We start from the raw sequence: 24,331 nt of genomic DNA on the forward strand, positions 1-24,331 counted from the left end.
ATCAAATATTCAGAAATTTGGTTTTGATTTAACTAAAGCGGCTGGCAATTCTATTGCTGGCCGTTTTTCTTTGATCAAAAGGTTATTGATATGTTTTTACCTTGGTGATCGTAATTGTATTTCATTCCATATATAAATCTTATACCTCTTAAAATATCCTCTATTTTTTCGTTTTGGTAGGTGGCGTTGAGCTTCCAATTTTTAGGAGGTGTTCCCTTTATGTGAAAGTTTACGCCATACCACCTTTCCAACTTATCAATGAAATCGGTAAACCCAACTTCTTTAAAGATCAAGGTTCCATTTTTCCATGCAATCGCACTTTCTATATCAAATTCGTTCTTGACCATTTCGTGGGAGATCTTGTTGAACTGGACTTGTTCGCCCGGATTAAGAAAAAGACTGTCCGTAGCCTCTGTGTCATCAATGGTCTTTCTGACCTTTACCTTTCCTGTGACCAATGAAATGTCCAACTCGTCAAGATAAGCGAAGGAATTTATATTAAAGGAGGTTCCGTACACTTCTGTTTCCAGTACTCCGGTTTTAACCACAAAGGGATGGTCATCCTTATGGACCACATCAAAAAAAGCCTCCCCGTGCAGTTCCACCAATCTGGTTTTAGAGTCGAACTGCTTTGGGTACTTTAATGTACTTTCATGGTTCAGATCTACCAAGGTGCCATCGGGCAAGGTAACTTTAGATCTTTTTCCCTTGGGGTTTGAAATGATTTCCCATTCAACCACTTCAGCGACTTCAGTTGTGGTCTCTTGAATGGTAAGGGTATCGTACAGCAAAACCGTGGTGATCACTATAACGAAAACCGCAGCGTAATTGGTGAATTTTTTCAGGGCAGGGGTGACTTTGGCACTAAAAATTTTTCGTGAACTGTGTCTTTTTGCATCTGATGTGTCCTCCTTTTGTATGATTTTGCCCAACAAATCGTCCAACTCATCATTGGAGAGCCTATCATCTTCATGCCATATTTTTTCAACAAACGCTTTGGCCCTGTAAAATTCTTGGGTGTGGGCTGGTTTTTCCTTTAGCCACTTTTCCCAAAAGAAATCACTGGCCTCATTGGGGTTTCTTACCCACTCAATAAAGCCCTTATTGAGAATTAGATGGTTAAAAATATTTTCTTGTTGCTGTGCCACTTAAAGCCTTTTATATATAAATAGGGGAAAATTTCGCAAATGATACCGACAATGTTATTTTTTAACAGAAAAAATTATTGATTTCTCAAAATGCCCACTTTTAAAAGGTTTGTGATGGGTATGGGATGAATAAAAAAAACTAACCAATGCACCAATAATGCATGGAAAACGATTCTGTCCTAAATAATGGAAGCGAAGAAATAAAAGGGTAGGCTGATCTTTACAGGATGGCCTTCATCTTTTTTAGAGATCTGTAGATAAGTCTACGCGCAGAAGAAATATAGGAAAAGTCCAAAATCTCAGCAATCTGTTCATAGGACAGATTTTGGTAGTAGAAATAATAAATGGCTTCCCTTTCTTTTGTGTTTAGGGATTTTAGAGCCTTCTCTAGATTAAGGAGTTTGGTTTCATCTTGTTGCTGAATAAACACCGTTTCATGCATTCTGTTGCTATAAAAACCGTCCCTGATTACTTCTTGGCTTTTCTCCTTTTCTTTTTTGCCTTTTCGCAAGTAATCCAGAACCCTTCGTTTGAAAGCTTTGAGCAGATAAAACTTTACGGAAGCGGGATCGCCCAAACCTTCTCTCTTTTCCCGGAGATATACAAAAAAGTCCTGAAGACAGTCCTTGACCAACTCGTTGTCCGCGGTAAATCGGCAGCCATATCCGTAGAGCATATTGGCGTGCTGCTCATATAAAAGGATGAATGCTTTTTCATCACCGGCCTTGAAGTCTTTCCAGATGGCTTGGTTATCTTCTTTGGAAAGACTTGCCAAAGCATCGCTGCCTAGGATTTCAGACTGATTCTTGTTTTGAGGTTTTAACTGCACAAATATTACGGGGTTTTTTTAGCAAATCATCACCAATGATACAATATTTTGATGATTATGCAAAACAAGCCCATTTGATTGAGATTTTTTCAAAGGCAGAATTACATTCGATTTGTTGAAGGAATTTTCATTACAATGAAATTTCATGCATTTTGATCATGTGGCAGTATCCCGTTTGTAATAGTAGAGGCATGCGATACTTTTCGGGCAGCTTTTAAAAAGTATAAATTAGGGTCAACAAGCTGTTATTTAGGATGTTGCTGTGTATTCAGCAAATAGGAAAGTTCATTTGGAGCAGAAGGAGGGGCTTGGAAAACACCGCATGCCCTAAATTGGTATGTTGTGTATAAAAATGACCTTACTATAACGTTTGAGTAACCTGAAATACCCCAATAAAATCACAAAAAATTCACATTATGTTGCAAAATTGTTGTAAATAACCAGTGGATTTTCGGTTTACTTTACATGGATGAGATTAGAGTTCTAGACTCCCAGCCAGTTGTTTTAAGATAATCTCGGAGAGTTTGGCTTGAAATTTTGCATTGCTGAGACGGACCTTGGCATTAATATAGTTCAATTGGGCAGTCCTGAACTCAATGGTGGGGATGATACCGATTCTATATTTTTCAACCGTAATGTCCAAGTTTTCCTTGGCAATGGCTTCGTTCCTTTCTTCCAATTCAATTAAACTCATATTGGTCAAATAGGTCTGATACGTAGTGTTTACCAACGAATTCAAGGCCTGTTCTTGCTGGGCAATGGCTATTTCCGCATTCTCCAAGGCTACTTTTCCCATTTTCTCCCTCCTGTTCTGGTTAAAACCGTCAAATAGGTTGAGCGTGGCACCAAATCCATAGTTGAAACCTCTTGATTCCGAGCTTATGGCAAAGCCCAACTCGGATTTGGAACTACCAATGTTGTACCCAGAAGTCACAAACACGGAGGGGTAACGTGCCGCCTTTATTTGTTTGAGCTCCAGTTCATTGATGCGCTTGCTGATTTTTTCGGCCTGTAGCTGGGGGTTTTCCGCAGCTACCCTGGTTTCCAGCTCATCCAATGCCAGTTCATGGTCCACAAAGATTTCAGGAATCACACTAAAGTCAATCTTCAGGTCTCGTGCCAATTGTTCGTTCAACTGGATTTTGGTGTTCTTATAAAGTTCTTGCTGCCGTTGCATCTGGGTCTGATCCGTGTTCAGGTCCACTTGTGCATTCAGTACCTCCAGTTTGGAAGCTTTTCCAATCGTAAATCGGTTCTGTGCAAGTTCCACGCGCTGTTCCGAAATGATGAGGGTACTGTCCAGTGCCGATAGTTGCTGTTGCTGTTGAACCAGGTCGTAGTAGGTGATCATTACATCGCCCACTGTGGTCAATATGGCCTGTTTTAGTTCAGCTTCTCCCAATTTCTTGGTTTCCTTCAACTGCTCAAGGTTGGCAAACATGCGTAGACCGTCAAACACTGTCCACTCAAGTGCGACGCCATAATTTAAGCTACTGTTCTTTACATTATCGCGTTCCTGAAGGGTACCATCGTTTCGTAGCTGGGATAAATTCTGAACGCTGTTATTGTCCGATAGATTGGCACCTAACCTTGGAAGCATCCCTGCTTGCCCTGGGGTAGCTCCCAACTCATCTATCTTCAGTTCGTTTTGTGTGGTTTTTATCTGATAATTGTTCTCAAGGGCTATTTTTACGGCTTCCTGTACAGTAAGGATTTCCTGTGCATCTGCCCAAAAAATACTTCCCATTATACCTAAAAAAACACATATTCTTTTCTTAATGGCCATGTGAGGAAAGTTCAAGATTTTTGAATTCTGGTCTTTGTACTTTTTTTCTTGACCACATGAAATATAAGGCCGGGATAACGAACAATGTAAGGGCCAAGGAGAATAGGGTTCCACCAATGATCACAACCCCCATTCCAGTTCTACTGGCTGATGCTGCTCCCAAGGACAGTGCAATGGGCAATGCGCCCAAGGCAACGGTAAGGCTGGTCATAAGAATGGGACGGAGCCTTGAAACCGAGGCCTTCATTATTGCATCCATTTTTGAGATACTTTCATCCTCTTCTTGCAGTTGATTGGCAAATTCAACGATCAAAATTCCATTTTTGGTCACCAGACCTATCAGCATAATGGTACCAATCTGACTGAAGATATTCCAAGTTTCGCCAAAGAGCCATAAAGAGAACATGGCGCCTGCCACGGCCATGGGCACTGTTAAAATGATAATGAAAGGATCAATGAAACTTTCAAACTGGGCGGCCAAAATGAGGAAAATCAACAAAAATGCCAAGGCAAATGCAAATGCGGTGTTGGAGCTGCTTTCCACAAAATCGCGGGATTCACCCCCAAGATCGGTGGTAAAGGTGTCGTCCAGAACCCTATCTTTTATGGCATTCATGGCGTCTATTCCATCCCCAATACTTTTCCCGGGAGCCAAATTGGCTGAAACTGTGGCAGACATATAACGGTTATTGTGGAACAATTGGGGAGGGCTGCTGTGCTCGCTGGTGGTGACCAAATTATCCAATTGGATGAGTTGGCCCTCTTTATTTTTTACAAAAATGGAAGTAAGGTCTGTTGGTTCGTTCCGATCCTGTTTGTCGAACTGACCAATGACCTGGTATTGTTTTCCGTTCATGAGAAAATAGCCAAAACGTTGACCACTGAGCGACAATTGCAGGGTTTGGGCCACATCCCGTACCGAAACCCCCAAGCTTTCCGCTTTTTCCCGATCTATGGTGACATAAATTTCGGGTTTGTTGAACTTTAGGTTGACATCGGTAAAGGAAAATGTAGGGTCTTTTTCGGCCTCGGCCATGAACTCAGGAATCTTTTCTTCCAGTTTTTGGAAGTTTTTGGCCTGTATGATGAACTGGATCGGGGGGCCACCGCGTCGGTTTACCGAAATGGTGGGCCTTTCCGAAACATTGGTTCTTCCGCCCACAAAAACCTTGGCCCATCTTCCAAGGTCATCGGCTATTTCCCGTTGGGAACGTTCCCTTTCACTGGGCTCCACAAGGGCAATATTGGCCCGTCCGCTGTTTACGGATGAAGAACCAAATCCTGGAGAGGTCAATACCAAGCTCACCTTTTTTTCAGGAATGGAATCATTGATAAGTTCCGTGATACCGGTCATCAAATGGTCCATATATTCATAGGATGCCCCTTCAGGTGCCGTAACGTTGAGTCTAACAAAACTTCTATCGTCATAAGGGGCCGTTTCTTTCTGAAGCAGGGTGTAGAACAAAACAATAAGGCCTATACAGCCAAAAAGTATGGGAAAACTCAACCATTTCTTCTGCATGAAACTTTTCAACGCACTGGAATAGGATTGGTTCATGGCGACAAAGTATTTTTCCGTCACCTGATAGAAACGGGACCTACTTTGTTTGCCTGGCTTGGTCAAATACGCATTGAGCATGGGGGTGAGGGTGAGCGATACAAAGGCAGAAACCATTACCGCAGCGCCCAAAACCACGCCAAATTCCCGGAAAAGGCGTCCCACAAATCCTTCCAAAAAGATAACGGGAAGGAACACGGCCGCCAAGGTGACGGAAATGGAGATGACCGCAAAAAAGATTTCTTTGGAACCTTTTATGGCCGCTTCAATGGGGTTCATCCCTTCTTCTATTTTTTTATAGATGTTCTCCGTAACCACAATACCATCATCCACCACAAGCCCAGTGGCCAAAACGATGGCCAATAGGGTAAGCACATTTATGGAGAAACCGAACAGCCACATAAAAAAGAAAGTGGCAATCAAGGAGACGGGAATATCCAACAATGGCCTAAGGGCCAAGGACCAATTCCTAAAGAACAGGTAAATGACCAAGATGACCAGTATGATGGATATTAAAATGGTCTCGGCCACTTCGGTAACTGCTCTTTTTACAAAAACGGTATCGTCAATGACCACGTTCAATTTAAAATCTTCGGGAAGGTCTCTCTGGAGATTCTCATATTCTTTGTAGAAGGCATCAGCTATTTCAAGATAATTGGTGCCCGGTTGGGGAACTACGGCCACAGCGATCATGGGTTGACCGGAATCACTCATTTTGGTTTCCATGTTCTCGCCTTCAAGAGTGGCTTTGCCTATATCGCGGAGCTGTACGAGTTTTTCGCCATCAGCCAATATAATGATGTTGTTGAATTCCTCCTCAGTATTCAGGTTTCCAATGGTCTTTACGGTCAATTCGGTATTGTCCCCGGTCAACTTACCGGAGGGAAGCTCCACATTCTGGGCCAGAAGGGCGGCACGTACATCAGCAACGGTGAGTCCATAAGAAGCCAGTTTCAAGGGGTCTATCCATAATCGCATGGCATACCTGCGTTGTCCCCATATTTGAACCCCGCTTACTCCCGGAATGGTCTCAATTCGCTGGGCGATAACATTCTCGGCATAATCGGAAAGCTCCAAGATATTTTTGTTGTCGCTCTGCACGGTCATGGAGATGATCCGTTGGGCATCGGCATCGGCCTTGGACACTACGGGTGGTGCATCCAAATCATCGGGTAAGCTCCGTACCGCTTGGGAAACCTTATCACGCACATCGTTGGCGGCATCCTCCAAATTCTTGTCCAGATTAAATTCAATGTTTATGGAACTTGATCCTTGAACACTGTTGGAAGTAATATTTCGAATACCATCTATGGAGTTGATGGCCTTCTCCAAAGGTTCAGTGATCTGCGATTCAATAATATCTGCATTGGCACCCGAATAGCTGGTGCGAACGGAAACTATGGCCGGGTCAATGGAAGGAAACTCCCGAACACCCAAAAACGTATATCCAATAATCCCGAACAGGATAATGGAAATGTTCATTACAATGGTAAGAACGGGCCGTTTAATGCATATTGCCGAGAGGTTCATTGTACTGCCGTCAGAGGTTCGAGTTCTTGTAGGACAACATCAACAGGTGCCCCGTCCTTCAAAGCCATGACACCATAGGTCAGTACGGTGTCACCGGGATGGAGGTTGGTCAATACCCGGACAACGCTTCCGGTACGAGCGCCAATTTCAACATCCACTTCTTGGGCCTTGCCATTTCTGTAGACAAAGATTTTTTTACCGTTTTGCACAGGAATCAAGGATTCGGTGGGGACCAATAGGGCATCGTTTACCGTTTCCAAAGGTAAATGCACATTGGCATAGGCCCCCGGGTAAAGTCCTTTGTCCCGATTGTCCATAACGGCCCTCATTTTAAGGGTTCGGGTAGCAATGTCCACTTCGGGGTCAATGGCATAAATGGTCGCTTCGTAGATCTCATTTGAATCTGATGTGGTAAAGGTCAGAACTGTGCCCACACGTATTTGCGAAGCATATTTTTCAGGGACGGAAAAGGTAATTTTCAGCTCATCCGTGTTCACTAATTTGGCTATGGGTGTGGAAGGGGTAACGTAGGTCCCTTTTGAAATGGAACGCAATCCTATGGTTCCGGAAAATGGGGCACGTACCGTTGTTTTGGACAATTGTGCGTCTATCAGTTCAGATTCCGCGGAAGCAGATTGAAAGTCAGCACTGGCAATATCATATTCTTCTTGGCTTATGGCCTGCTTTTCTAAAAGTAGCTTGGCCCTCCGTTCATTTTCCGATGCCAATTTTTTTGCCGTCAAAGCCTTCGAAAGCTGTGCCTGCAGTTCAATATCATTTACCTTGAGCAGTACCTGCCCCTGCGTTACTTTGGAGCCTTCTTTAAAGTTGATGCTTTCAACCACTCCGGAAACCTCACTGCGGATATCAATTTGTTCATCGGCTTCCAAAGTACCTGAAAGTGATATGTTGTCCTTGAATACTTGGGGTTTCAGGATTATACCAGTGACCGTGGGTGTAGTGGGATCGGTATTCCCTACCTTTCCAATTTCAGCATTGGATTTTATCCTATAAGCGATCAGCGCTACTATTCCAATACCCAGTAGGGTGTAAACAATATGTTTTGTTTTCATGTGGATTGAAAAAAAGCAAACACCATCGGGGCCACAACGGGTTTAGGCAAAGATAATCCGAATGCATTATTTTATTTAAAGAGCAAATGTTATTAAACTCCCAAAATCTGTCGAACGGCCAAATGTTTGGGGTCAACGACAAAAAAGGGACCTTTAACCGCCACTGTTTTGGTGTAAAAGGCCCCAAAGATCATATGCATTGGAAATAAAAAGCTTTTGCGGAAAAAACTCCTTCTCGTGTTACATGTATTTAGAAAGGAAACGAAAGAATTGCTTCTTCAGATCATTGTAAATGCTTCTTTCTGTTTCAATGCCCGCCCTGATTTTTTTATGATGTTCAAAATGTGACCGGTCTATGACATCTTCATGGGCTTCCAAATGTCTGGAGATATTGAGCTCGTGTGCCTGTATCTTTTCCTTGAATTCTTCAATTTTGGATTTATGGATTAAAAACTGGTTTTGGAACTCATTTAATTCCGCCAAGACTTTTTTGTCTGTCCAGCGGTTTACCAATTCATCAAGTCTGTTTTGAAAAGATTTTAGTTCATCTTCCCAAAATTCAAGCTCCTTTTCCCATTGCTTGTGCTCAAAGTGCAAATCTGGGTTATAGACGGCTTTTGTTTCCATTTTTGTTTGTTTTTATAGCATTCTTAAAGTTAGGTTTTACGCTTCTTTGCCAAAATGATATTGATCAGTATTATGATTTCGGTCATTCCCATAACCTATCCCAAGTTTTATTTTTGAAAATAGCTACCTTCAAAGGGTAAAATTATGCGCACGTCACAGGCTACTTTGCGAATTCGAAAGTTCTTCATGGAAATTGGGGAGCTATCTTATTTTGCAGGACGTTTTTTTAAAGTTGGTTTTAGGCCACCTTATGAGTTCAAGGAATTTTTGAGGCAGTGCTATAATATGGGCAACCGTTCCTTGGTTTTGGTCTTGGTCACGGGATTTATCATCGGTTTGGTGCTCACCTTGCAATCCAGGCCCACCCTTATTGAGTTTGGGGCGGTTTCGTGGATGCCCAATATGGTGGGCATTTCCATTGTAAGGGAGCTTGGTCCAGTGATCACGGCCTTGGTCTGTGCTGGGCGCATTGCATCGGGCATTGGAGCTGAGCTGGGGTCAATGCGGGTAACGGAACAGATTGATGCCATGGAGGTCTCAGGGACCAACCCCTTTAAATTTTTGGTGGTCACCCGGATCATGGCAACCACATTGATGCTGCCCCTTCTGGTTATCTTGGGTGATGCCGTTGCACTCTACGGCTCGGCACTTGTGGAGAATTTTAAGGGAAATGTTTCCTTTCAGCTGTACTTTAATACCGTATTCAGTGCGCTTTCCTACGGAGATTTGATCCCCGCTACCATAAAATCGTTCTTTTTTGGTTTTGCTATAGGTCTTGTGGGGTGTTACAAAGGATATTACAGCAAAAAAGGGACCGCTGGGGTGGGTATGGCCGCAAATACGGCGGTGGTCTTTACCTCAATGCTGTTGTTTGTGATTGATTTTATAGCCGTGTTCATATCCGATATTTTTTATGAACTATGATGTCAAACGAAAAGAAAATAGTGACAGAAACTGTACCTGGGCAAGCACTTAAAGAGGTGATCCATATTGAGGGATTGTACAAAAGCTTTGGCGATAACCACGTGCTCAATGGTTTTAACATGAAACTGTATGAAGGGGAGAATTTGGTGGTGATGGGCAAATCGGGTTCGGGCAAATCTGTGATGATAAAATGTCTGGTAGGTTTGGTAAAGCCCGATGCCGGTAAAATTATTGTGATGGGCCAGGATATTGGTGGACTCAATCAGGAAGCACTGGATATTCTACGGGCGGATATCGGTTTTTTGTTCCAGGGGAGCGCCCTTTACGATTCCATGACCGTACGAGAAAATTTGGAATTCCCCATGAGGAGGCACCAAAAGAAAATGGGAGTGGTTACGGATACCACACCATTTGTTCTGGAGGCCCTTAAGAGTGTTGGGTTGGAGCATACCATGGATTTGATGCCCGAAGAGCTTTCAGGCGGCATGAAAAGAAGGGTGGCCTTGGCACGGGCCATCATATTGCGACCAAAAATCATTTTATATGATGAACCCACCAGTGGACTGGACCCGATTACCTCAAAGGAAATCATTGAGCTTATGCGCAACATCCAAAAGGAATATGGTACCTCTTCATTGATCATTACACACGATGTGGACTGTGCCCGGGTAATTTCCGAACGCATGATATTACTGGTGGATGGCATCAATTATGCTGAGGGCACTTTTCAGGACCTTACCAATTCCAGTGACCCAAAAGTGCAGGCATTCTTTAAAAAATAATGAAATGGATAAAACAACAACAGAAAAAATAAGACTAGGGGTTTTTGTCACTTTGGGGACCATTTTGTTGGTGCTCGCAGCCTACTTTATCGGAAATAGGCAAAATCTGTTTGGCAACACCTTTACCATAAATGCAGTTTTTAAAAATGTGAACGGTCTTCAGAAAGGCAATAATGTTAGGTATTCCGGTATTGATATTGGCACGGTGAACACTATTGAAATGTTCAATGACACCACTATTGTTGTTACCATGGTCATTCAGGAGAAAATGCTGCAACACATCCGAAAGAATGCCATAGCCAGTATTGGTTCAGATGGTTTGGTGGGGAGTATGATAGTGAACATTGTACCAGGGCATGGAGTTGGGGAGCCCATTGCATCCGGGGATCAAATTGTTTCGTACAGTAAGATAGGGACGGATGATATGTTGGGCACCTTGAACGTTACCAATGAAAATGCGGCACTGTTAACGGCAGATTTATTGGAAATAACAGAAAAATTAAAACACAATAAGGGAACCTTGGGAAGGTTGCTCAATGACACGGTGATGTCAAACAGCCTTTTGCAAACCTCCATCAATCTAAAAAAAATAAGCACGGAAGCAAACCTCACACTTGAAAAACTCAATGGCATTATAACGGACATTGATTTTAAAAACAGCGTGGCCCATGTGTTGTTAAACGACTCCGTTTCCGGTCAACAGATGAAAGGTATTTTGGAAAACCTGGAGACTTCGAGCGAAAAAATGGCTTCAATTTCCCATACTCTCGACAGTCTTTCCACAAGCATTTCCAAGGGAAAAGGAGCCATAAACTACTTGGCAACGGACACTGTCCTGGTAAACCAATTGGAACGGACCATGCAGAGCATAGAGGAAGGCACGGCACGGTTTAATGAAAATATGGAAGCCTTAAAGCATAATTTTTTGACCCGTAGGTATTTTAGAAAACTGGAAAAAGAAGCAAGTAAGGAAAAAAAGGATTAGGCAATTGTTAATCATTGCTCCGTTAGGGAACCATAATGCAATTGATGCTATTTTAGACGAATGAAAGAAAAGGAATTTGATATTATTAAATCCACCGGGGAAAAGACCAAATTTTCTGTTGACAAATTACGGAACTCCCTAAAATCCAGTGGGGCCACCCATAATGTGGTCAATAAAATTCTGGATCAGGTGATGGATGAGCTTTATCCGGAAATCACTACCCGGGAAATCTATAACCGGGCTTTCGCTTTATTGAAAAAGGCAAAATCCGTATATGCGTCCAAATACAAATTAAAAAAGGCCATTTATGAACTTGGTCCAACGGGATTTCCATTTGAACGTTTTCTTGCCGGAATTTTACATTATTCCGGGTACCGGACCAAGGTTGGTGAAGTGCTTCAGGGCGATTGTGTTTCCCATGAGATTGATGTGCTGGCCTTTAAAAATGGAACCCTGAACATCATTGAATGCAAGTTCCATGGCGAAGAAGGCCTCAATTGCAACGTTAAAGTGCCTTTGTACATCAACTCCCGGTACAACGATGTAAAAGGGCCGCTTCATGCCCAAAAGGAAAAAGATTTTGAAAGCACATTGGGCTGGTTGGCCACCAATACCCGCTTTACGGAGGATGCCATGCAATACGGAAAATGTGTTGGATTGTATCTGTTGAGTTGGGATTATCCTGCGGGAGATGGCTTAAAAGATCGGATTGATCGCTTGGGACTTTATCCAATCACAGTTTCCACCTTGCTCACCAATAGGGAAAAACAGTTTCTTTTGGATCGAAATGTAATTCTCTGCCGGCAATTGCGAGAAGATTTGTTCTATTTGGACCATTTGGGCGTTTCCAACGGAAGAAAGGAAAAAATTAGTAAAGAAATGAAATCATTGTGCATAGCATAAAAGCTCTATGAAAAAACTTAAAGTCCATTTTTTAGGAGGGGCTGGTACCGTAACCGGTTCTAAATTTCATCTGCAATCTGAGGATATCAATATATTGGTGGACTGTGGCGTATTCCAAGGGACCAAGGAGCTTCGGCAACAAAATTGGCAGCCCCTTCCCATTGATGTTCCCAAAATTGACATGGTGTTGTTGACCCATGGACACTTGGATCATTGTGGGTACCTCCCTCTTTTGGTAAAACAGGGTTTTGAGGGGGATATTCTTGGTACGGCCCCAACTTTGGCCATTGCCGAAATTATATTGAAGGACAGTGCCAAAATTCATGAGGAAGAAGCCGAAAGGGCCAACGAGGAGGGCTACAGTAAGCATGACCCAGCTTTGCCGCTCTATGATCAAGAAGACGTAGAACGTACCCTAAACTATTTCAAGAGTATTGAAGAAGGGGAGCAAATTGAACTTGCCCCCAATTGCAGCGCATGTTTCAAATATAATGGGCACATAATCGGATCTACGTTCATAGAACTGAACATTCAGGGGAAAGTGCTTGTCTTTTCCGGTGATGTGGGTCGATTGAAGGATGATTTGTTGGAAGCGCCCCTACAACCGGAATGGGCAGATTATCTTTTTGTGGAAAGCACCTACGGTGATAAAGACCATCCTGTTGAAAATTTGGAAACCATTTTTAAGAGTCTTGTTGAGCGAACCTTACAAAACAGGGGCACTCTGATTATCCCTTCTTTTGCCGTGGAGCGACTGCAATCCTTAATGTATATGCTCTGGAAACTGTATGACAAAAACAAGATTCCCAACATACCCATTTTTGTGGACAGTCCCATGGGCAACAATGTCTTGGATGTATTTGGAAGTTTTCCAGAGTGGCACAAGCTTTCCATGAGCGAATACCACAATATGTGCAACCATGTGAACTTGGTGAGTTCATACAGGGAAACCTGGGAAACCATTGATGACCCGCGGCCCAAGATTGTGATTGCCGGTAGTGGAATGGTCACAGGGGGTAGGGTGTTGACCTATTTAAAGCAGCTTATGGATTTAAAGTCCACCACCGTTTTGCTTGTAGGATACCAAGCTGAGGAAACCCGGGGGAGAAAGCTATTGGAAGGTGCCCAAGAATTGAAAATATTTGGCAAATACATTCCTGTGAAAGCCAAGATTGAACATCTGGAAAGTCTGTCCGCACATGCAGACCAAAGCGAACTGCTCCATTGGATGGGTTCCATTAAAAATATTCCTGAAAAAGTGTTTTTAATCCACGGCGAAAATGAAGCGCTACAGGCCTTCAAAGACAAGATAAAAGAAAAATATGGCTGGCAAATCCATGTTCCTGAACTCCACGAAGTGGTGGAAATTATGTTATAACCTCATAGTTTCTCTCCGTAGGAGAGGTCCCCGGCATCACCAAGGCCAGGTACAATATACCCTTTGCTGGTAAGCTCTTCATCAATTGAGGCAATCCACAATTGCGTTTCCTTCGGAAAAATTTCTTGCACATGGGCCACTCCTGCTTTTGAGCCTATTACAGAAATAATATGGATTTTCTTTGGTGCACCATGACCGCTGAGGGCCTTTAGCACATTTTCCAAAGTTTTTCCCGTGGCCAACATGGGGTCGGTCAAGACCAATGTTTTTCCCTGCAGGGATGGTGCGGCCAAGTATTTTACAATAACCTCAAAGTCGTCTCCGCCATCAGGATGGTGCCTGTACGCAGAGATGAATGCATTTTCTGCTCTATCAAAATAATTTAAAATACCATGGTGCAAGGGCAATCCAGCGCGGAGTACGGAACAAAGCACCAGGGAATCTATGGTTTGTGAGCTTTTCTTTGTACCGAAAGGGGTATCGATTACAACAGTTTCATAATCCAGGGTCTTGCTCAATTCATAAGCAAGTATCTCACCAATGCGTTCAATGTTCCTTCGGAACCGCATGGGATCCTTTTGAATGGTTTTATCCCGTATTTCTGCCATAAAGGTATTGAGCAAGGAGTTTTCAGAATCAAAACGATGGATTATCATGGAGCAGTGGTTTTTTTGGTCAATACCGGATTTTTGCTGTACCCCTAAAATAGTCAGAAAATTGAATAGGTAGGTTATGGATACAAAACAGCGGGAAGATTTGAGAAAGCATATCCCCCAAATCTTCCCGGGTGAAGCATTGCAATAAAATTATGCCTTGTTGGCAAAATCCAGGGCAAAAGACCGTACCGCATCCCAATCGGTGTATTCGTGGTCTTTTGTAGTGTCCGTGGAACCCCCTTCTTTTTTAGCGATCATTCGCATAATGAGCTTTTTGAAATAGTCGTATTGGGTATACTTGAGCGCTCCAGCCATATGACTGATTTCATCGGGCTTCCAACCCGTTTTTTCCATAAACCCCAAGGCTACTTTTTTCACTTCCTCATGTTCTTCCTCAATATTTGAAGCTATGGCCATGGAAACAGAAAAGAAAGCAGAATGCTTTTGGTTGAGTTCATCCAAATTTTTCATGATATAATCCTTGATGGAGGAATGGTACTTTTGGATGTGGATGGAACTCCCTATAAGCACAGCATCAAAATTTTCGGGAGATGGTGGTTCTTCGGTGGCATCGGCAATCACTACCTTATGGTTATCAGTTTGAAGGACCTCTTCCATAAAACGGGCTATTTTTCGGGTCTGCCCCTCACTTGTGGCATAAACAATTAAGATTTTCATCGGTTCAAGATTTTAGATTGAGTGTATTGAATGGCTGTAAATGTAAAAGATGCTGTTGGCTACTGAAATGACAATCGTCAATTGAATGATTAAAGCAGTGTACTGATGTAGGTCATTTCATTAATTGCTCATTATCAGGAACTTTAAGGTTCTTGTAAAAAATAAGATCATGAAAGCACAACTAGTCTTTTTGGCAATTTTTGCCCCGCTATTTTTGTGGGGGCAGTTTAAGGCAGATGAAACCATTACCATATCCGAAAATCAGGAGGACGACTTTTATGCAGCTGGTGAAATCATTAATATGGAATCCAAGATCAATGGTGATTTTGTGGTGGCCGGGAGTGAAATCAGGATTCGTGATAGTTTGCAACAAGACCTTTTGGTCGCCGGGGGTGATGTGTTGGTGATGGGACCCATTGGGGATGACGTGAGGGCCATGGCTGGAAAATTGACCATTTCCAATGAAGTGGCCGATGATGTCATTGTTTTTGGTGGAGAGGTATTTGTCACGGACAATGCCAAGATACATGGAAATCTGGTGAACTTTTCGGGAAAAATCACCATGGAAGGTGAAGTGGATGGTATGGTGAAAGCCTATGGCGGGGATTTGGATTTTAACGGAAAAGTTGGCCAGGGTATGGAACTCTACGGGGGAAATATCAGTATTAACGGACAAATACATGGAAAATCAAAGATAGTGGCCGATGCTATCACCATAGGGGATGGTGCCCAGTTCCATGGGGATGTGGAGTACTGGACAGAAGCTGGTGAGATTGACTTTGGCAATGCGCTGGTGGGTTCTTCGGCCCATTTTAACCAAGACCTTATGAAAGAACGGGATGAATTTTCTTGGAAAGCCCTTGGAATTGCATCGTTGGGCTTCTGGATTTTTTATGTGCTTTCTGCATTCTTGGTGTTGTTGGTATTGGATTTGGCCTTTAGAACGTATTTTAAAAGAGCGGCGGACAGTCTGGAAGGGGATTTTTGGAGAGGATTTGGCTATGGGCTCATTTATATCTTGGGACTCCCGTTATTGATAGGAATCACTTTTGCCATGATCATTGGTATTCCCATAGGTTTGTTCTTGTTGTCCTTCTACCTGTTCAGCATCTTTTTTGGACATTTGGTCGCCGCATCCATAGCCTCCCACTATTGGAACTTGGTGAACAAGGGCTCCATGGGTTTTTGGGCCATTTTGTTCCTGTCCCTTGCCATTGCAATGGTTCTACGACTGTTGACATTGGTGCCCTTCCTCGGTCTTTTGCTCTCAGTAATTGTATTGGCCGTTGCCTACGGCGGAATTATGTTGCTCTTTGTAAGAAAGAAAGGTAATGGAAAAGCGATAATGGCATAATGTCATATCGATTATTGGATTGTCACCCGAAACAACATGAAACTTACCGCAAACGCCCAACAATTACTCAATGCACGGTATTTTTTAAAAGATGCCCAAGGAAAGGTTTTGGAAAGCCCAGAACAATTGTTCAGACGGGTGGCCAAGCACGTGGCAGGTGCAGGGAGTGGACAGAATAATGGTTGGGAAAACAAGTTTTACACGGTAATGGCGAATCTCTTCTTTATGCCCAATTCGCCTACTTTGATGAACGCAGGCTTGCCTGAAGGACAATTGAGCGCATGCTTTGTTTTGCCCGTTGAGGATAGTTTGGCCAGCATCTTCACTACACTGAAAGATACCGCCATGATTCACCAGAGTGGGGGCGGTACAGGATATAATTTTTCCAAGCTTCGCCCGCATGGGGACAGGGTTACATCATCTGGGGGAGTTTCCTCCGGCCCCATGGCATTCATCAAAGTTTATGATACGGCAACGGAACATGTGAGACAAGGCGGAAAACGAAGAGGGGCCAACATGGGAATCTTGAATGTGGATCATCCGGATATTGAGGAGTTTGTTGTTGCAAAATCTAAAGGAGATAAGCTTCAAAACTTTAATCTTTCTGTTGGGATTACGGATGATTTTATGAAAGCTGTGGAGTCCGATAGCAATTGGGAATTGGTCAACCCTAGAACCAAAAAAACAGCTAAAACCATCAAGGCAAAAGAATTATGGCGTCTTATTGTATCACAAGCATGGAAGACTGGTGATCCGGGGCTCATCTTTCTGGATACCATCAATACATACAACCCAACTCCAAGAAGGGGTGGAATTCAGAGCACAAACCCTTGTGGGGAGGTCCCCTTGTTTGAATATGAGAGTTGTAATCTTGGGTCTCTCAATCTATCCAAAATGTTAATTTCCACTAGTAAAGGATGGGAGGTGGACTGGGATGTGTTGGAACAGACCATTGAGGTGGCCATCCGCTTTTTGGACAATGTAATTTCTGTTAACCATTACCTGCTCCCCCAAGTGGAAAAGGAAACAAAAAGAAACAGGAAAATAGGTTTGGGCGTTATGGGCTGGGCTGAAATGCTGATCATGTTGGATATACCCTACGCTTCAGATGAGGCCATTTCGCTTGGGGAGAAAATAATGAAGTTCATACAATCAAAAAGTTATCAAACCTCATATCATCTTGCCAAAGAAAGGGAAGTGTTTCCCAGTTGGGAGGAAAGCATTTACCATCCTGATAGACCCATGAGAAATGCCACATGCAACAGCATTGCACCTACGGGAAGCATTTCGGTCATTGCCAACACATCGTATTCCATTGAACCCCTATATGCACTGGCCTATAAACGTGTGGGAATCTTGGAGGACCAGACCCAGTTAGAGATCAATCCTGTTTTTGTAATTAAAATGAAACAGTTTGGATTATGGAACGATAAACTGAAAGAAGAAGTGCTCAGGGCTGGAACCATCCAACATCTGGAGTACATTCCAGAAGAGATAAGGAAATTATTTGAAACCAGTTTGGAGATTCCCTGGACATATCATTTGCAACACCAAAGGGCATTTCAAAAATATACGGACAATGCCGTTTCAAAAACTGTCAATTTAAGTAAGGACACCAATGCGGAAACCATCTCGGAAATTTACAGGGCTGCTTGGGAGTGCGGACTCAAGGGCATTACCGTCTATAGAGATGGCAGTAAGGCCAATCAGGTACTACAGGCTTGCCATTTGAACAGGAGTTCCAATTGCTGAGAAATTCCATAATGATCTGTGTTTTAATTTCCAATACATTTGCTCAAGGATTGCTTGGTTTGGATTGATTCAGATAACCACTATATTTCTGTAGGCCTTCATTCATCATTTTTAATACGGCCTGACTGGTCACGGTGGCACCGGAAATTCCATCAATTGTTGTGTTCCCATCAACAAGTGTTTTTCCACTTTGATGTAGCCCAAAAGTATTTTCCGTCCAATCTATTTTGCTCCCAATGAATTGGTCTTCAAAGGAGGACAAGGTGATTCCATCTGCGCCGTACTCATCAGATTCCGCTTTATGGTCAAACGCTACCTTTGTTATTTCAGAAGTGGTTTTGTCCACCAATACCTTTCCCCAAATTTTTCCACCAAACCCCTTTTCAGACACCATGAGCAAACTGTTTGGAGTGCCTTTAAATTCAAAAATAGGCAGTGCAGTGGACGTACCGGGTTCCATGACTGTTTTATAAAGCGATAAGGCTTCATCCATGGTTGTTTTTGCCACAATACCTGTTGTATCCACCACTTTAAAATTCATGACCTTGCTTACATCGGTTGAATCCGTTAAGCTTATGCTGGCAAATTCCGCTATTTCTTTGAGTGCTTGTGGCAATTGGTAAGCGGGAGTGGGCTCTTGGGCCAACTCCTCAGTTTTTGAACTGTCCGTTTTTTGTTTACAGCTTAAAAATAGGGCTAAAATTAAAAGGGTGAGTTTTATTTTCATGACAAATGGGTTTTAAATTCGAATACTGATGATGGTTACCGTTCCAACATCCATAATTCAAACTAAGATATACGAGAAGGAATTGCCATAAAATGATGCTTGTCAGACCAACCCACTTTTCCAGAATGATGAAGGTCATTTCCTATGCCGGGACTCTACAATACATTGTATCGATATAGGTATAACCCAAATGTATTTCCTTAAAAAAGTTGTTATGAAAAAAATAGTTGTCGTGATGGTTGCGGGTTTGTTGGCTTCTTGCTCCAGCACCCGATTTGTGGATAGTTGGAAAAACAAAGAGATTATCTCCTTCAAGCCCGAAAAGCTCTTGGTGGTGGGAATGACCAGTAATTTGACGGCCCGAAAGATTTTTGAGGATGAATTGCGTTTGGCGTTCATTCAATATGGCATCAATGCGTATGTAAGCGATGGGATCATTGATCAGGAGTTTACTGATGCCCAAAGAAATATGGAAGAAATTGAGGGGATGACCCAAAAGTTGGTTGATGAAGGGTTTGACGCTGTGGCCATTTCAGCGGTCAAGGGAGTGGATAGCGAGATGGATTATCGTTCCAGTTATTATGATGTAGGGTACAGAAGATATCATTTTGGTCGATATTGGTACACCTATCAAGGTATTTATTATACCCCTGAATATTACTCAAACTACAAAGTGTACCATGTGGAGACCGCAATTTATAATTTGGTTGGGGGAGAGGACCGGTCTTTGGTCTGGGTAGGTTCGTTTGATATTGTAGACCCCCAACAGATCACTTCAACAGTGGATGATTATGTCGCCAGAATAGTTGAGCAGTTAAAACGGGACAAAGTAATAGGGAATTGAAGAACCGAACCGGTTCAAATAATTTTCTCTAAGGGAGGGCCGCTGCCAAGGCAATTTCCACCATATTGGTAAAGGAAGTTTCCCGCTCATGGGCGGATAGACGCTCGCCGGTGACCAAGGAATCCGAGATGGTCAAAATGGTAAGTGCGCGGATATTATACTTGGCCGCAATGGTATACAATCCAGCGGTTTCCATTTCTACACATAAAATGCCATATTGGGCCCAGAGTTTGTACTCTTCTGGATCATCCACATAAAATTCATCGGAGGAAAGAACATTGCCCGCTTTTATGGGGATGTTGTGCTGTTGTGCGTAGTTCACTGCTTTTTGGAACAACTCAAAATCGGCTGTGGGTGAATAGTCGGAATTGATGAACCTTGAATTATTCATGCCCGAGGTGGTGGAGGCGGCCATGGCCAGGACAACATCGTTCAGTTTTACATCTTCTTGATAGGATCCTGCCGATCCCACCCGAATGATGTTCTTTACCCCGTAATCTTTGATGAGTTCATGAAAATAAATCATGGAAGAGGGCATTCCCATACCGCTTCCCTGCACAGAAATCTTCATCCCTTTGTAGGTTCCCGTGTAGCCCAACATGCCGCGAATTTTGTTATAGCAGAAGGGACTTTCAAAAAAGGTCTCCGCAATCCATTTGGCCCGTAAGGGGTCTCCCGGCATCAGCACGGTTTCCGCAACCTCTCCTTTTTTGGCTTCAATATGTATGCTCATGGATATGGTTTAGTTCAACAATGATGGCCCGGATGACGTTCCAATTCGGGTAACTCCAAGATCAATATATTTTAATGCGGCCTCCTTGTCCTTGATTCCTCCAGAGGCTTTAATCTGTGCTTTGTTGCCAACAACCTTTTTCATCAAGATTACATCTTCAAAAGTGGCCCCGCCATCACCAAATCCTGTGGAGGTCTTTACAAAATCGGCACCGGCTTCAACGGCCAAGATACAGGCCTTTTCCTTTTCGGGCGTGGTAAGAAAACAGGTTTCAATGATCACCTTCAACAAATGGTCCCCAATGGCTTGTTTTATGGACTTGATTTCATTGCGAACAGCATCATCCCTATTGGATTTTAACCATCCCAAGTTGATGACCATGTCTATTTCATCCGCACCATTGTCCACACAATCCTTTGCCTCAAAGACTTTGGATTTTGTAGACATGGCTCCCAAGGGAAAACCGACCACGGCAGCAATTTTCACTTTGGAGGCCTTTAACGCTTCCCTCGCCAAGGAAACATGGCACCCATTTACACAAACGGCATAAAAATTATGGGTCTTGGCTTCTTCACACAATTTTTTAATATCCGCTGGAAGTGCTGTGGGTTTTAGGTTGGTGTGATCTATGAATTCCGGTAAAAACATATCAATGCTTAAAGAGCTGTTTCAATTTAAAGATAATCAACATCTCCGACTTGTTTTTTCCGGCAAAGGAATAGGCAATGCTCTCTGCGGTTTCCACGATCAGGGCCTTTAATTTTGGGGTGAATTTTTCTGGATGCTCCTTGTAAAATTCCTTGAATGCATCAAAATATTCATCTCCATCCTTCTCTTCGCCTTCCAACCAATCAAAAACAATTTCTATCTGATAGGCCGCATCTGTATGGAATTCATCCTCAAACCCATCCACATCCAACCAGTGTTGCCGAACATATTTCCGTAGCCTTTTTACTTCTACGGGTCTAACGTTTTTGTCAACCATGGCCACAGCGTAAAAGAGCATGCCGAGGTTTTGGTAGAATTCATTTCCAATTTTTTCTGAATTGAGCATGGCTAAATTTTTATGTTCAATTAAAAATAGCACCAATCCCCATTGTTTTTTATGACAACGATCATTGGTTGACCAAGGGATAGGTTATCTAATTGTTCCTTCGTTGCACAGTTTTGTTGCTACGCCCCCTATTGGTATTGTTGTTCTGATGATATCGTTGAATATCATCATCATAGTAATTCCGTATTCGTTCGTACCGTGTGCGACTTAAATTATAGGATCGGTACCGGGGCGGCAACACGTTTCGCCTTACCCATACACCTCCATCCAAATAAACGTAGGTCCTTGTGGATAGGTCATAATAAATACTGATTTCTGGAAAGAACACATACCGCACCGTTTCAATCCTGTTCGGATAAAACCAAGGTGGGGGTGGGTCGGCCAATCTGTGTGAGACAATTACGGGGCCACAGGCCTGAAATCCCAATAGGGCAAGGAAGAGAACGGGGTAAAAAATGAACTTTTTCATCGTAAATAATTTAGTACAACAAGGTAATGGAATAGGTGGGGTCAAGTAAATGATCTGTGTCATTACACAGCACAATGCTTAGCGATAGTTTTGATAAGAAAACATAACCCAAAATAAGTTGCCATGTTAAACGATCATCCAAAAAAATATCACGAGCTCATCGGGTTGATGGAGCAATTGGGAAGTAAAATTCCCGGAACAATGGAAGCATTTGAAAAGCTCCATATATCGGGTACCGCAGATGGAGTGCTCCACAAAAAGACCAAGGAACTGATTGCCTTGGGCATTGCCATTACCGTGCGCTGCGATGGATGCATTGCTTTCCATGTGCATGATGCGCTGAAATCCGGCGCAACCCCCAATGAGATTGTGGAAACCATTGGGGTGGCCGTTCTTATGGGAGGCGGGCCCGCAGTGGTCTATGGTTGTGAGGCTTTGGAGGCTCTTCAACAATTCTCGGCACTTTCTGACTAGAGTTCCAGTTTCTTGATTTCCCAGTTTTCGTCTTTTTTTACAGCAACCAATTTATCATTGAGCACTTTGGACAAAATGGGAGGTGTTTTATAACGTCTCTTGGTCATTTGAATGTTGTAACGTCTATTTAAAAAATCAAGAATGTTACCATCAACATCCATTAATACTTCATGGAACTTGTATTCATAAATATCAAGGTTGAACTCATTTTTGCCCCTAAGGACCTTTTCAAAAATGATACCTGTTGTCATTCCATTTTCAAAAGGGCGTACATTTAAGAATTGATGTTCAATGACCAACTTCCCTTCTGTATCGATAAATCCAAATACGGGGATTTCATCGACCATTTTTTGAACAATGCATCGACCATTGGAAAATTTGGGATAGTGGACCGATCTAACATCATCATAGGTTGTACCGTTATCTTTGTTCCAATAGAGGTCACCCCTAAAATTAATGACGGTATGGCCAATATCATCAATAAAGGCCCACTCATTTCCTTTTTGTACGGCGGCAAGTCCTTCATTGAAGGGGGCAACAAAATCCAAGTCATTAGGGAGTTGTGCATGTATTCCAATACACATAAAAGCTGCGAATAGGGTGAATAGTTTTTTCATGGCTTAAAATTTTAGATTCCTTCATAAAGGTCGTGTCCACAAAGCTGTTTTGAAATGATATACGTCATGGGAAAAGTTGTGCATACCTTCTACATTTGGTTTCAAATCCTAAAAGAAACGATCATGGCTTCCGGAGTCAACACATTGGATTCCATTTTTTCATTTCTGGGAAAAAACCAAACTCTCCTAACAGCAGATATTACTATGATGAAGAAGATACTGGTACCGGTCGATTTTTCCGAATATTCGGGCTATGCCTTGGAGGTTGCCTCGCAAATTGCCAAGAAGCATGGTTCGGGAATCATTATTTTGCACATGCTGGGATTGTCAGAATCCGTGCTTGCCAAATCCGAAGAAGAGGAATTGAAAGAAGCAAAGTATTACATGAAACTGGCCAAGGAAAAAATAAAAGACCTTACAAAGAAGGCACACCTTCAAGACGTTCCCGTAGAGGCCATTATCCAGAATTACAAGATTTTCAGTGAAGTGAACCAGGTGGCCCAAGAGCATAATTGCGACCTCGTGGTTATGGGGTCTCACGGTACCAGTGGCCTTAGCAGATTTTTTGTGGGCTCCAACACGGAAAAAGTGGTACGGACCTCGCAAGTCCCCGTGTTGGTGATCAAACAACCACATGAAGATTTCAATATTAAAAGAATAGCATTTGCCTGTGATCTAGACCCGGAGAACATTCCGGCATACAGCAAAGTTGTTGCATTTGCAGAACTGTTTTCGGCCAAATTGGAAACGTTTTATGTGAACACCTCTGGTGCCAATTATATGGGATACTCCGATATTGAAAAGAAAATTAAAAACTTTACCGATAAACTGGGTGAAGAGGTGCCTGTACGTATCTATAACCACTATAGTGTTGAAAGGGGCATCTTTAATTTTTGTTTGGAGCACAATGTTGATCTTTTGGCCATCCCAACCCATGGCAGAAAGGGGATTGCCCATTTTTTGGCAGGCAGTACGGCCGAAAATGTTTCCAACCAAGCCAAGTTGCCGGTGCTTACCCTTAAACTTTGATCAGGTCCTGAACAGTAGCTCAATTCGCCCCAACAGTATCAACTCGGACTTGTTGCTGCCGGCAAAGGCAGAGGTAATGGCTCTGGCTGTGGACATGATGAGCTGTTTCACATGGTCTGGGAACAGGGTTTTGTATTCGGTATAAAAGGCCTCAAATTCTTCATAGATTTCATCATTGTCCTTTCCATATTCCAACAGCCAATCAAAAACAGTCTCAATTTGAAAAGCGGCATCAGTCCCATATTCATCCTCAATGTCATCCACATTTAACCAATGATCGCGTACCACTTCCTTTAACCTGTCTATTTCCTTTACATGGATACTGTGGTCGGCCATGGCAACGGCATAGAAAAGTTTTCCCAAATTCTGATAAAATTCATTCCCAAGTTTCTTTTTTGAATCCAACATTTCACTATTTTTT

25 protein-coding genes are annotated in these 24,331 nt (G+C 42.8%); 10 read left to right on the forward strand and 15 right to left on the reverse strand.

Translation table 11 applies throughout. The features are described from left to right. Positions 1–74: 74 nt before the first annotated feature. The 6 genes from A7D14_RS08335 to A7D14_RS08360 form a co-directional block, all read right to left on the reverse strand. Positions 75–1,148, reverse strand: coding sequence for a FecR family protein (locus tag A7D14_RS08335; RefSeq protein WP_067032717.1), 1,074 nt, complete (start codon positions 1,146–1,148; stop codon positions 75–77). A gap of 220 nt (positions 1,149–1,368) precedes the next feature. Next, positions 1,369–1,977 (reverse strand): RNA polymerase sigma factor, encoded by a 609-nt coding sequence (locus A7D14_RS08340; protein ID WP_067032720.1) that lies wholly within the window; start codon positions 1,975–1,977, stop codon positions 1,369–1,371. 475 nt (positions 1,978–2,452) lie between these two features. After that, positions 2,453–3,763, reverse strand: a complete 1,311-nt coding sequence (locus A7D14_RS08345; RefSeq protein WP_067032723.1) for a TolC family protein — start codon at positions 3,761–3,763, stop codon at positions 2,453–2,455. After that, positions 3,753–6,851, reverse strand: a complete 3,099-nt coding sequence (locus A7D14_RS08350; protein ID WP_067032726.1) for an efflux RND transporter permease subunit — start codon at positions 6,849–6,851, stop codon at positions 3,753–3,755. The genes A7D14_RS08345 and A7D14_RS08350 overlap by 11 nt, the downstream gene beginning before the upstream one ends. Further along, a complete protein-coding gene (locus A7D14_RS08355; protein WP_067032727.1) occupies positions 6,848–7,924 on the reverse strand; it encodes an efflux RND transporter periplasmic adaptor subunit in 1,077 nt (358 codons plus the stop codon). Before A7D14_RS08355 ends, A7D14_RS08350 begins: the two co-directional genes overlap by 4 nt. Before the next feature lie 240 nt (positions 7,925–8,164). Then, positions 8,165–8,551, reverse strand: coding sequence for a hypothetical protein (locus A7D14_RS08360; RefSeq protein ID WP_067032729.1), 387 nt, complete (start codon positions 8,549–8,551; stop codon positions 8,165–8,167). Positions 8,552–8,695: 144 nt separating this feature from the next. On the opposite strand from A7D14_RS08360, the gene A7D14_RS08365 reads away from it, so the two are divergent. The 5 genes from A7D14_RS08365 to A7D14_RS08385 are packed head-to-tail and all read left to right on the forward strand — an operon-like array spanning position 8,696 to position 13,523. Beyond that, entirely contained in the window at positions 8,696–9,475 is a 780-nt protein-coding gene (locus A7D14_RS08365; RefSeq protein ID WP_067032732.1) for an MlaE family ABC transporter permease, read from the forward strand. Continuing rightward, a complete protein-coding gene (locus A7D14_RS08370) occupies positions 9,475–10,257 on the forward strand; it encodes an ATP-binding cassette domain-containing protein (protein ID WP_067032735.1) in 783 nt (260 codons plus the stop codon). Before A7D14_RS08365 ends, A7D14_RS08370 begins: the two co-directional genes overlap by 1 nt. 4 nt (positions 10,258–10,261) lie before the next feature. After that, positions 10,262–11,242: an MlaD family protein gene (locus A7D14_RS08375; RefSeq protein ID WP_067032738.1), complete on the forward strand. Its 981-nt coding sequence runs from the start codon at positions 10,262–10,264 to the stop codon at positions 11,240–11,242. 60 nt (positions 11,243–11,302) lie between these two features. Continuing rightward, complete coding sequence (locus A7D14_RS08380) at positions 11,303–12,145, forward strand: ATP cone domain-containing protein (protein ID WP_067032741.1); 843 nt, start codon at positions 11,303–11,305, stop codon at positions 12,143–12,145. A 7-nt stretch (positions 12,146–12,152) separates the two neighbouring features. Then, positions 12,153–13,523 (forward strand): MBL fold metallo-hydrolase RNA specificity domain-containing protein, encoded by a 1,371-nt coding sequence (locus A7D14_RS08385; protein WP_067032743.1) that lies wholly within the window; start codon positions 12,153–12,155, stop codon positions 13,521–13,523. A gap of 2 nt (positions 13,524–13,525) precedes the next feature. On the opposite strand, the gene upp is transcribed toward A7D14_RS08385, so the two are convergent. Then, positions 13,526–14,179: a uracil phosphoribosyltransferase gene (gene upp / locus A7D14_RS08390; protein WP_067032745.1), complete on the reverse strand. Its 654-nt coding sequence runs from the start codon at positions 14,177–14,179 to the stop codon at positions 13,526–13,528. Positions 14,180–14,329: 150 nt separating this feature from the next. Beyond that, entirely contained in the window at positions 14,330–14,857 is a 528-nt protein-coding gene (gene hemG / locus A7D14_RS08395; protein ID WP_067032747.1) for a menaquinone-dependent protoporphyrinogen IX dehydrogenase, read from the reverse strand. 169 nt (positions 14,858–15,026) lie between these two features. Here hemG and A7D14_RS08400 point away from each other — a divergent pair, with 169 nt between their 5' ends. Together A7D14_RS08400 and A7D14_RS08405 are read left to right on the forward strand one after the other, a co-directional pair. Next, positions 15,027–16,211, forward strand: coding sequence for a hypothetical protein (locus A7D14_RS08400; RefSeq protein WP_141673310.1), 1,185 nt, complete (start codon positions 15,027–15,029; stop codon positions 16,209–16,211). 36 nt (positions 16,212–16,247) lie between these two features. After that, positions 16,248–17,963, forward strand: coding sequence for an adenosylcobalamin-dependent ribonucleoside-diphosphate reductase (locus A7D14_RS08405; RefSeq protein ID WP_067032751.1), 1,716 nt, complete (start codon positions 16,248–16,250; stop codon positions 17,961–17,963). Positions 17,964–18,006: 43 nt separating this feature from the next. Here A7D14_RS08405 and A7D14_RS08410 read toward each other — a convergent pair whose 3' ends face one another. Beyond that, positions 18,007–18,690 carry an FMN-binding protein gene (locus tag A7D14_RS08410; protein WP_067032753.1) on the reverse strand — a complete coding sequence of 228 codons (684 nt, stop codon included), beginning with the start codon at positions 18,688–18,690 and terminating at the stop codon, positions 18,007–18,009. A 214-nt stretch (positions 18,691–18,904) separates the two neighbouring features. On the opposite strand from A7D14_RS08410, the gene A7D14_RS08415 reads away from it, so the two are divergent. Beyond that, positions 18,905–19,534: a hypothetical protein gene (locus A7D14_RS08415; protein ID WP_141673312.1), complete on the forward strand. Its 630-nt coding sequence runs from the start codon at positions 18,905–18,907 to the stop codon at positions 19,532–19,534. A gap of 28 nt (positions 19,535–19,562) precedes the next feature. Here A7D14_RS08415 and deoD read toward each other — a convergent pair whose 3' ends face one another. The 4 genes from deoD to A7D14_RS08435 all read right to left on the reverse strand — a co-directional run bounded on the left by deoD (position 19,563) and on the right by A7D14_RS08435 (position 21,790). Continuing rightward, positions 19,563–20,267: a purine-nucleoside phosphorylase gene (deoD, locus tag A7D14_RS08420; protein WP_067032757.1), complete on the reverse strand. Its 705-nt coding sequence runs from the start codon at positions 20,265–20,267 to the stop codon at positions 19,563–19,565. Between the two features lie 9 nt (positions 20,268–20,276). Then, entirely contained in the window at positions 20,277–20,915 is a 639-nt protein-coding gene (gene deoC, locus A7D14_RS08425; protein WP_067032759.1) for a deoxyribose-phosphate aldolase, read from the reverse strand. 1 nt (position 20,916) lies between these two features. Continuing rightward, positions 20,917–21,321: a hypothetical protein gene (locus A7D14_RS08430; protein ID WP_067032761.1), complete on the reverse strand. Its 405-nt coding sequence runs from the start codon at positions 21,319–21,321 to the stop codon at positions 20,917–20,919. Positions 21,322–21,409: 88 nt separating this feature from the next. Further along, positions 21,410–21,790: a hypothetical protein gene (locus tag A7D14_RS08435; RefSeq protein ID WP_067032763.1), complete on the reverse strand. Its 381-nt coding sequence runs from the start codon at positions 21,788–21,790 to the stop codon at positions 21,410–21,412. Between the two features lie 123 nt (positions 21,791–21,913). Between A7D14_RS08435 and A7D14_RS08440 the strand changes: the two genes are divergently transcribed. Further along, a complete protein-coding gene (locus A7D14_RS08440; RefSeq protein ID WP_067032765.1) occupies positions 21,914–22,264 on the forward strand; it encodes a carboxymuconolactone decarboxylase family protein in 351 nt (116 codons plus the stop codon). On the opposite strand, the gene A7D14_RS08445 is transcribed toward A7D14_RS08440, so the two are convergent. Next, the gene (locus A7D14_RS08445; protein WP_067032767.1) at positions 22,261–22,881 is read right to left on the reverse strand and encodes a WG repeat-containing protein; all 621 of its coding nucleotides are present in this window, start codon (positions 22,879–22,881) and stop codon (positions 22,261–22,263) included. The genes A7D14_RS08440 and A7D14_RS08445 overlap by 4 nt on opposite strands. Before the next feature lie 54 nt (positions 22,882–22,935). Here A7D14_RS08445 and A7D14_RS08450 point away from each other — a divergent pair, with 54 nt between their 5' ends. After that, on the forward strand, positions 22,936–23,910 hold the full coding sequence (locus A7D14_RS08450) for a universal stress protein (RefSeq protein WP_255307419.1): 975 nt from the start codon (positions 22,936–22,938) through the stop codon (positions 23,908–23,910). Here A7D14_RS08450 and A7D14_RS08455 read toward each other — a convergent pair whose 3' ends face one another. Continuing rightward, positions 23,911–24,318 (reverse strand): hypothetical protein, encoded by a 408-nt coding sequence (locus tag A7D14_RS08455; protein WP_067032769.1) that lies wholly within the window; start codon positions 24,316–24,318, stop codon positions 23,911–23,913. Positions 24,319–24,331 lie beyond the last annotated feature (13 nt).

Source organism: Allomuricauda sp. CP2A, assembly GCF_001683915.1.
Taxonomy (GTDB): Bacteria; Bacteroidota; Bacteroidia; order Flavobacteriales; family Flavobacteriaceae; genus Flagellimonas.

Bases quoted from the DNA above. Each gene is read 5' to 3' on its own strand.
- A7D14_RS08345 (WP_067032723.1), bottom strand. From the start codon at position 3,763: ATGGCCATTAAGAAAAGAATATGTGTTTTTTTAGGTATAATGGGAAGT.
- A7D14_RS08350 (WP_067032726.1), bottom strand. From the start codon at position 6,851: ATGAACCTCTCGGCAATATGCATTAAACGGCCCGTTCTTACCATTGTA.
- A7D14_RS08355 (WP_067032727.1), bottom strand. From the start codon at position 7,924: ATGAAAACAAAACATATTGTTTACACCCTACTGGGTATTGGAATAGTA.
- A7D14_RS08360 (WP_067032729.1), bottom strand. From the start codon at position 8,551: ATGGAAACAAAAGCCGTCTATAACCCAGATTTGCACTTTGAGCACAAG.
- A7D14_RS08365 (WP_067032732.1), top strand. From the start codon at position 8,696: ATGCGCACGTCACAGGCTACTTTGCGAATTCGAAAGTTCTTCATGGAA.
- A7D14_RS08370 (WP_067032735.1), top strand. From the start codon at position 9,475: ATGTCAAACGAAAAGAAAATAGTGACAGAAACTGTACCTGGGCAAGCA.
- A7D14_RS08375 (WP_067032738.1), top strand. From the start codon at position 10,262: ATGGATAAAACAACAACAGAAAAAATAAGACTAGGGGTTTTTGTCACT.
- A7D14_RS08380 (WP_067032741.1), top strand. From the start codon at position 11,303: ATGAAAGAAAAGGAATTTGATATTATTAAATCCACCGGGGAAAAGACC.
- A7D14_RS08385 (WP_067032743.1), top strand. From the start codon at position 12,153: ATGAAAAAACTTAAAGTCCATTTTTTAGGAGGGGCTGGTACCGTAACC.
- upp (WP_067032745.1), bottom strand. From the start codon at position 14,179: ATGATAATCCATCGTTTTGATTCTGAAAACTCCTTGCTCAATACCTTT.
- hemG (WP_067032747.1), bottom strand. From the start codon at position 14,857: ATGAAAATCTTAATTGTTTATGCCACAAGTGAGGGGCAGACCCGAAAA.
- A7D14_RS08400 (WP_141673310.1), top strand. From the start codon at position 15,027: ATGAAAGCACAACTAGTCTTTTTGGCAATTTTTGCCCCGCTATTTTTG.
- A7D14_RS08405 (WP_067032751.1), top strand. From the start codon at position 16,248: ATGAAACTTACCGCAAACGCCCAACAATTACTCAATGCACGGTATTTT.
- A7D14_RS08410 (WP_067032753.1), bottom strand. From the start codon at position 18,690: ATGAAAATAAAACTCACCCTTTTAATTTTAGCCCTATTTTTAAGCTGT.
- A7D14_RS08415 (WP_141673312.1), top strand. From the start codon at position 18,905: ATGAAAAAAATAGTTGTCGTGATGGTTGCGGGTTTGTTGGCTTCTTGC.
- deoD (WP_067032757.1), bottom strand. From the start codon at position 20,267: ATGAGCATACATATTGAAGCCAAAAAAGGAGAGGTTGCGGAAACCGTG.
- deoC (WP_067032759.1), bottom strand. From the start codon at position 20,915: ATGTTTTTACCGGAATTCATAGATCACACCAACCTAAAACCCACAGCA.
- A7D14_RS08430 (WP_067032761.1), bottom strand. From the start codon at position 21,321: ATGCTCAATTCAGAAAAAATTGGAAATGAATTCTACCAAAACCTCGGC.
- A7D14_RS08435 (WP_067032763.1), bottom strand. From the start codon at position 21,790: ATGAAAAAGTTCATTTTTTACCCCGTTCTCTTCCTTGCCCTATTGGGA.
- A7D14_RS08440 (WP_067032765.1), top strand. From the start codon at position 21,914: ATGTTAAACGATCATCCAAAAAAATATCACGAGCTCATCGGGTTGATG.
- A7D14_RS08445 (WP_067032767.1), bottom strand. From the start codon at position 22,881: ATGAAAAAACTATTCACCCTATTCGCAGCTTTTATGTGTATTGGAATA.
- A7D14_RS08450 (WP_255307419.1), top strand. From the start codon at position 22,936: ATGATATACGTCATGGGAAAAGTTGTGCATACCTTCTACATTTGGTTT.
- A7D14_RS08455 (WP_067032769.1), bottom strand. From the start codon at position 24,318: ATGTTGGATTCAAAAAAGAAACTTGGGAATGAATTTTATCAGAATTTG.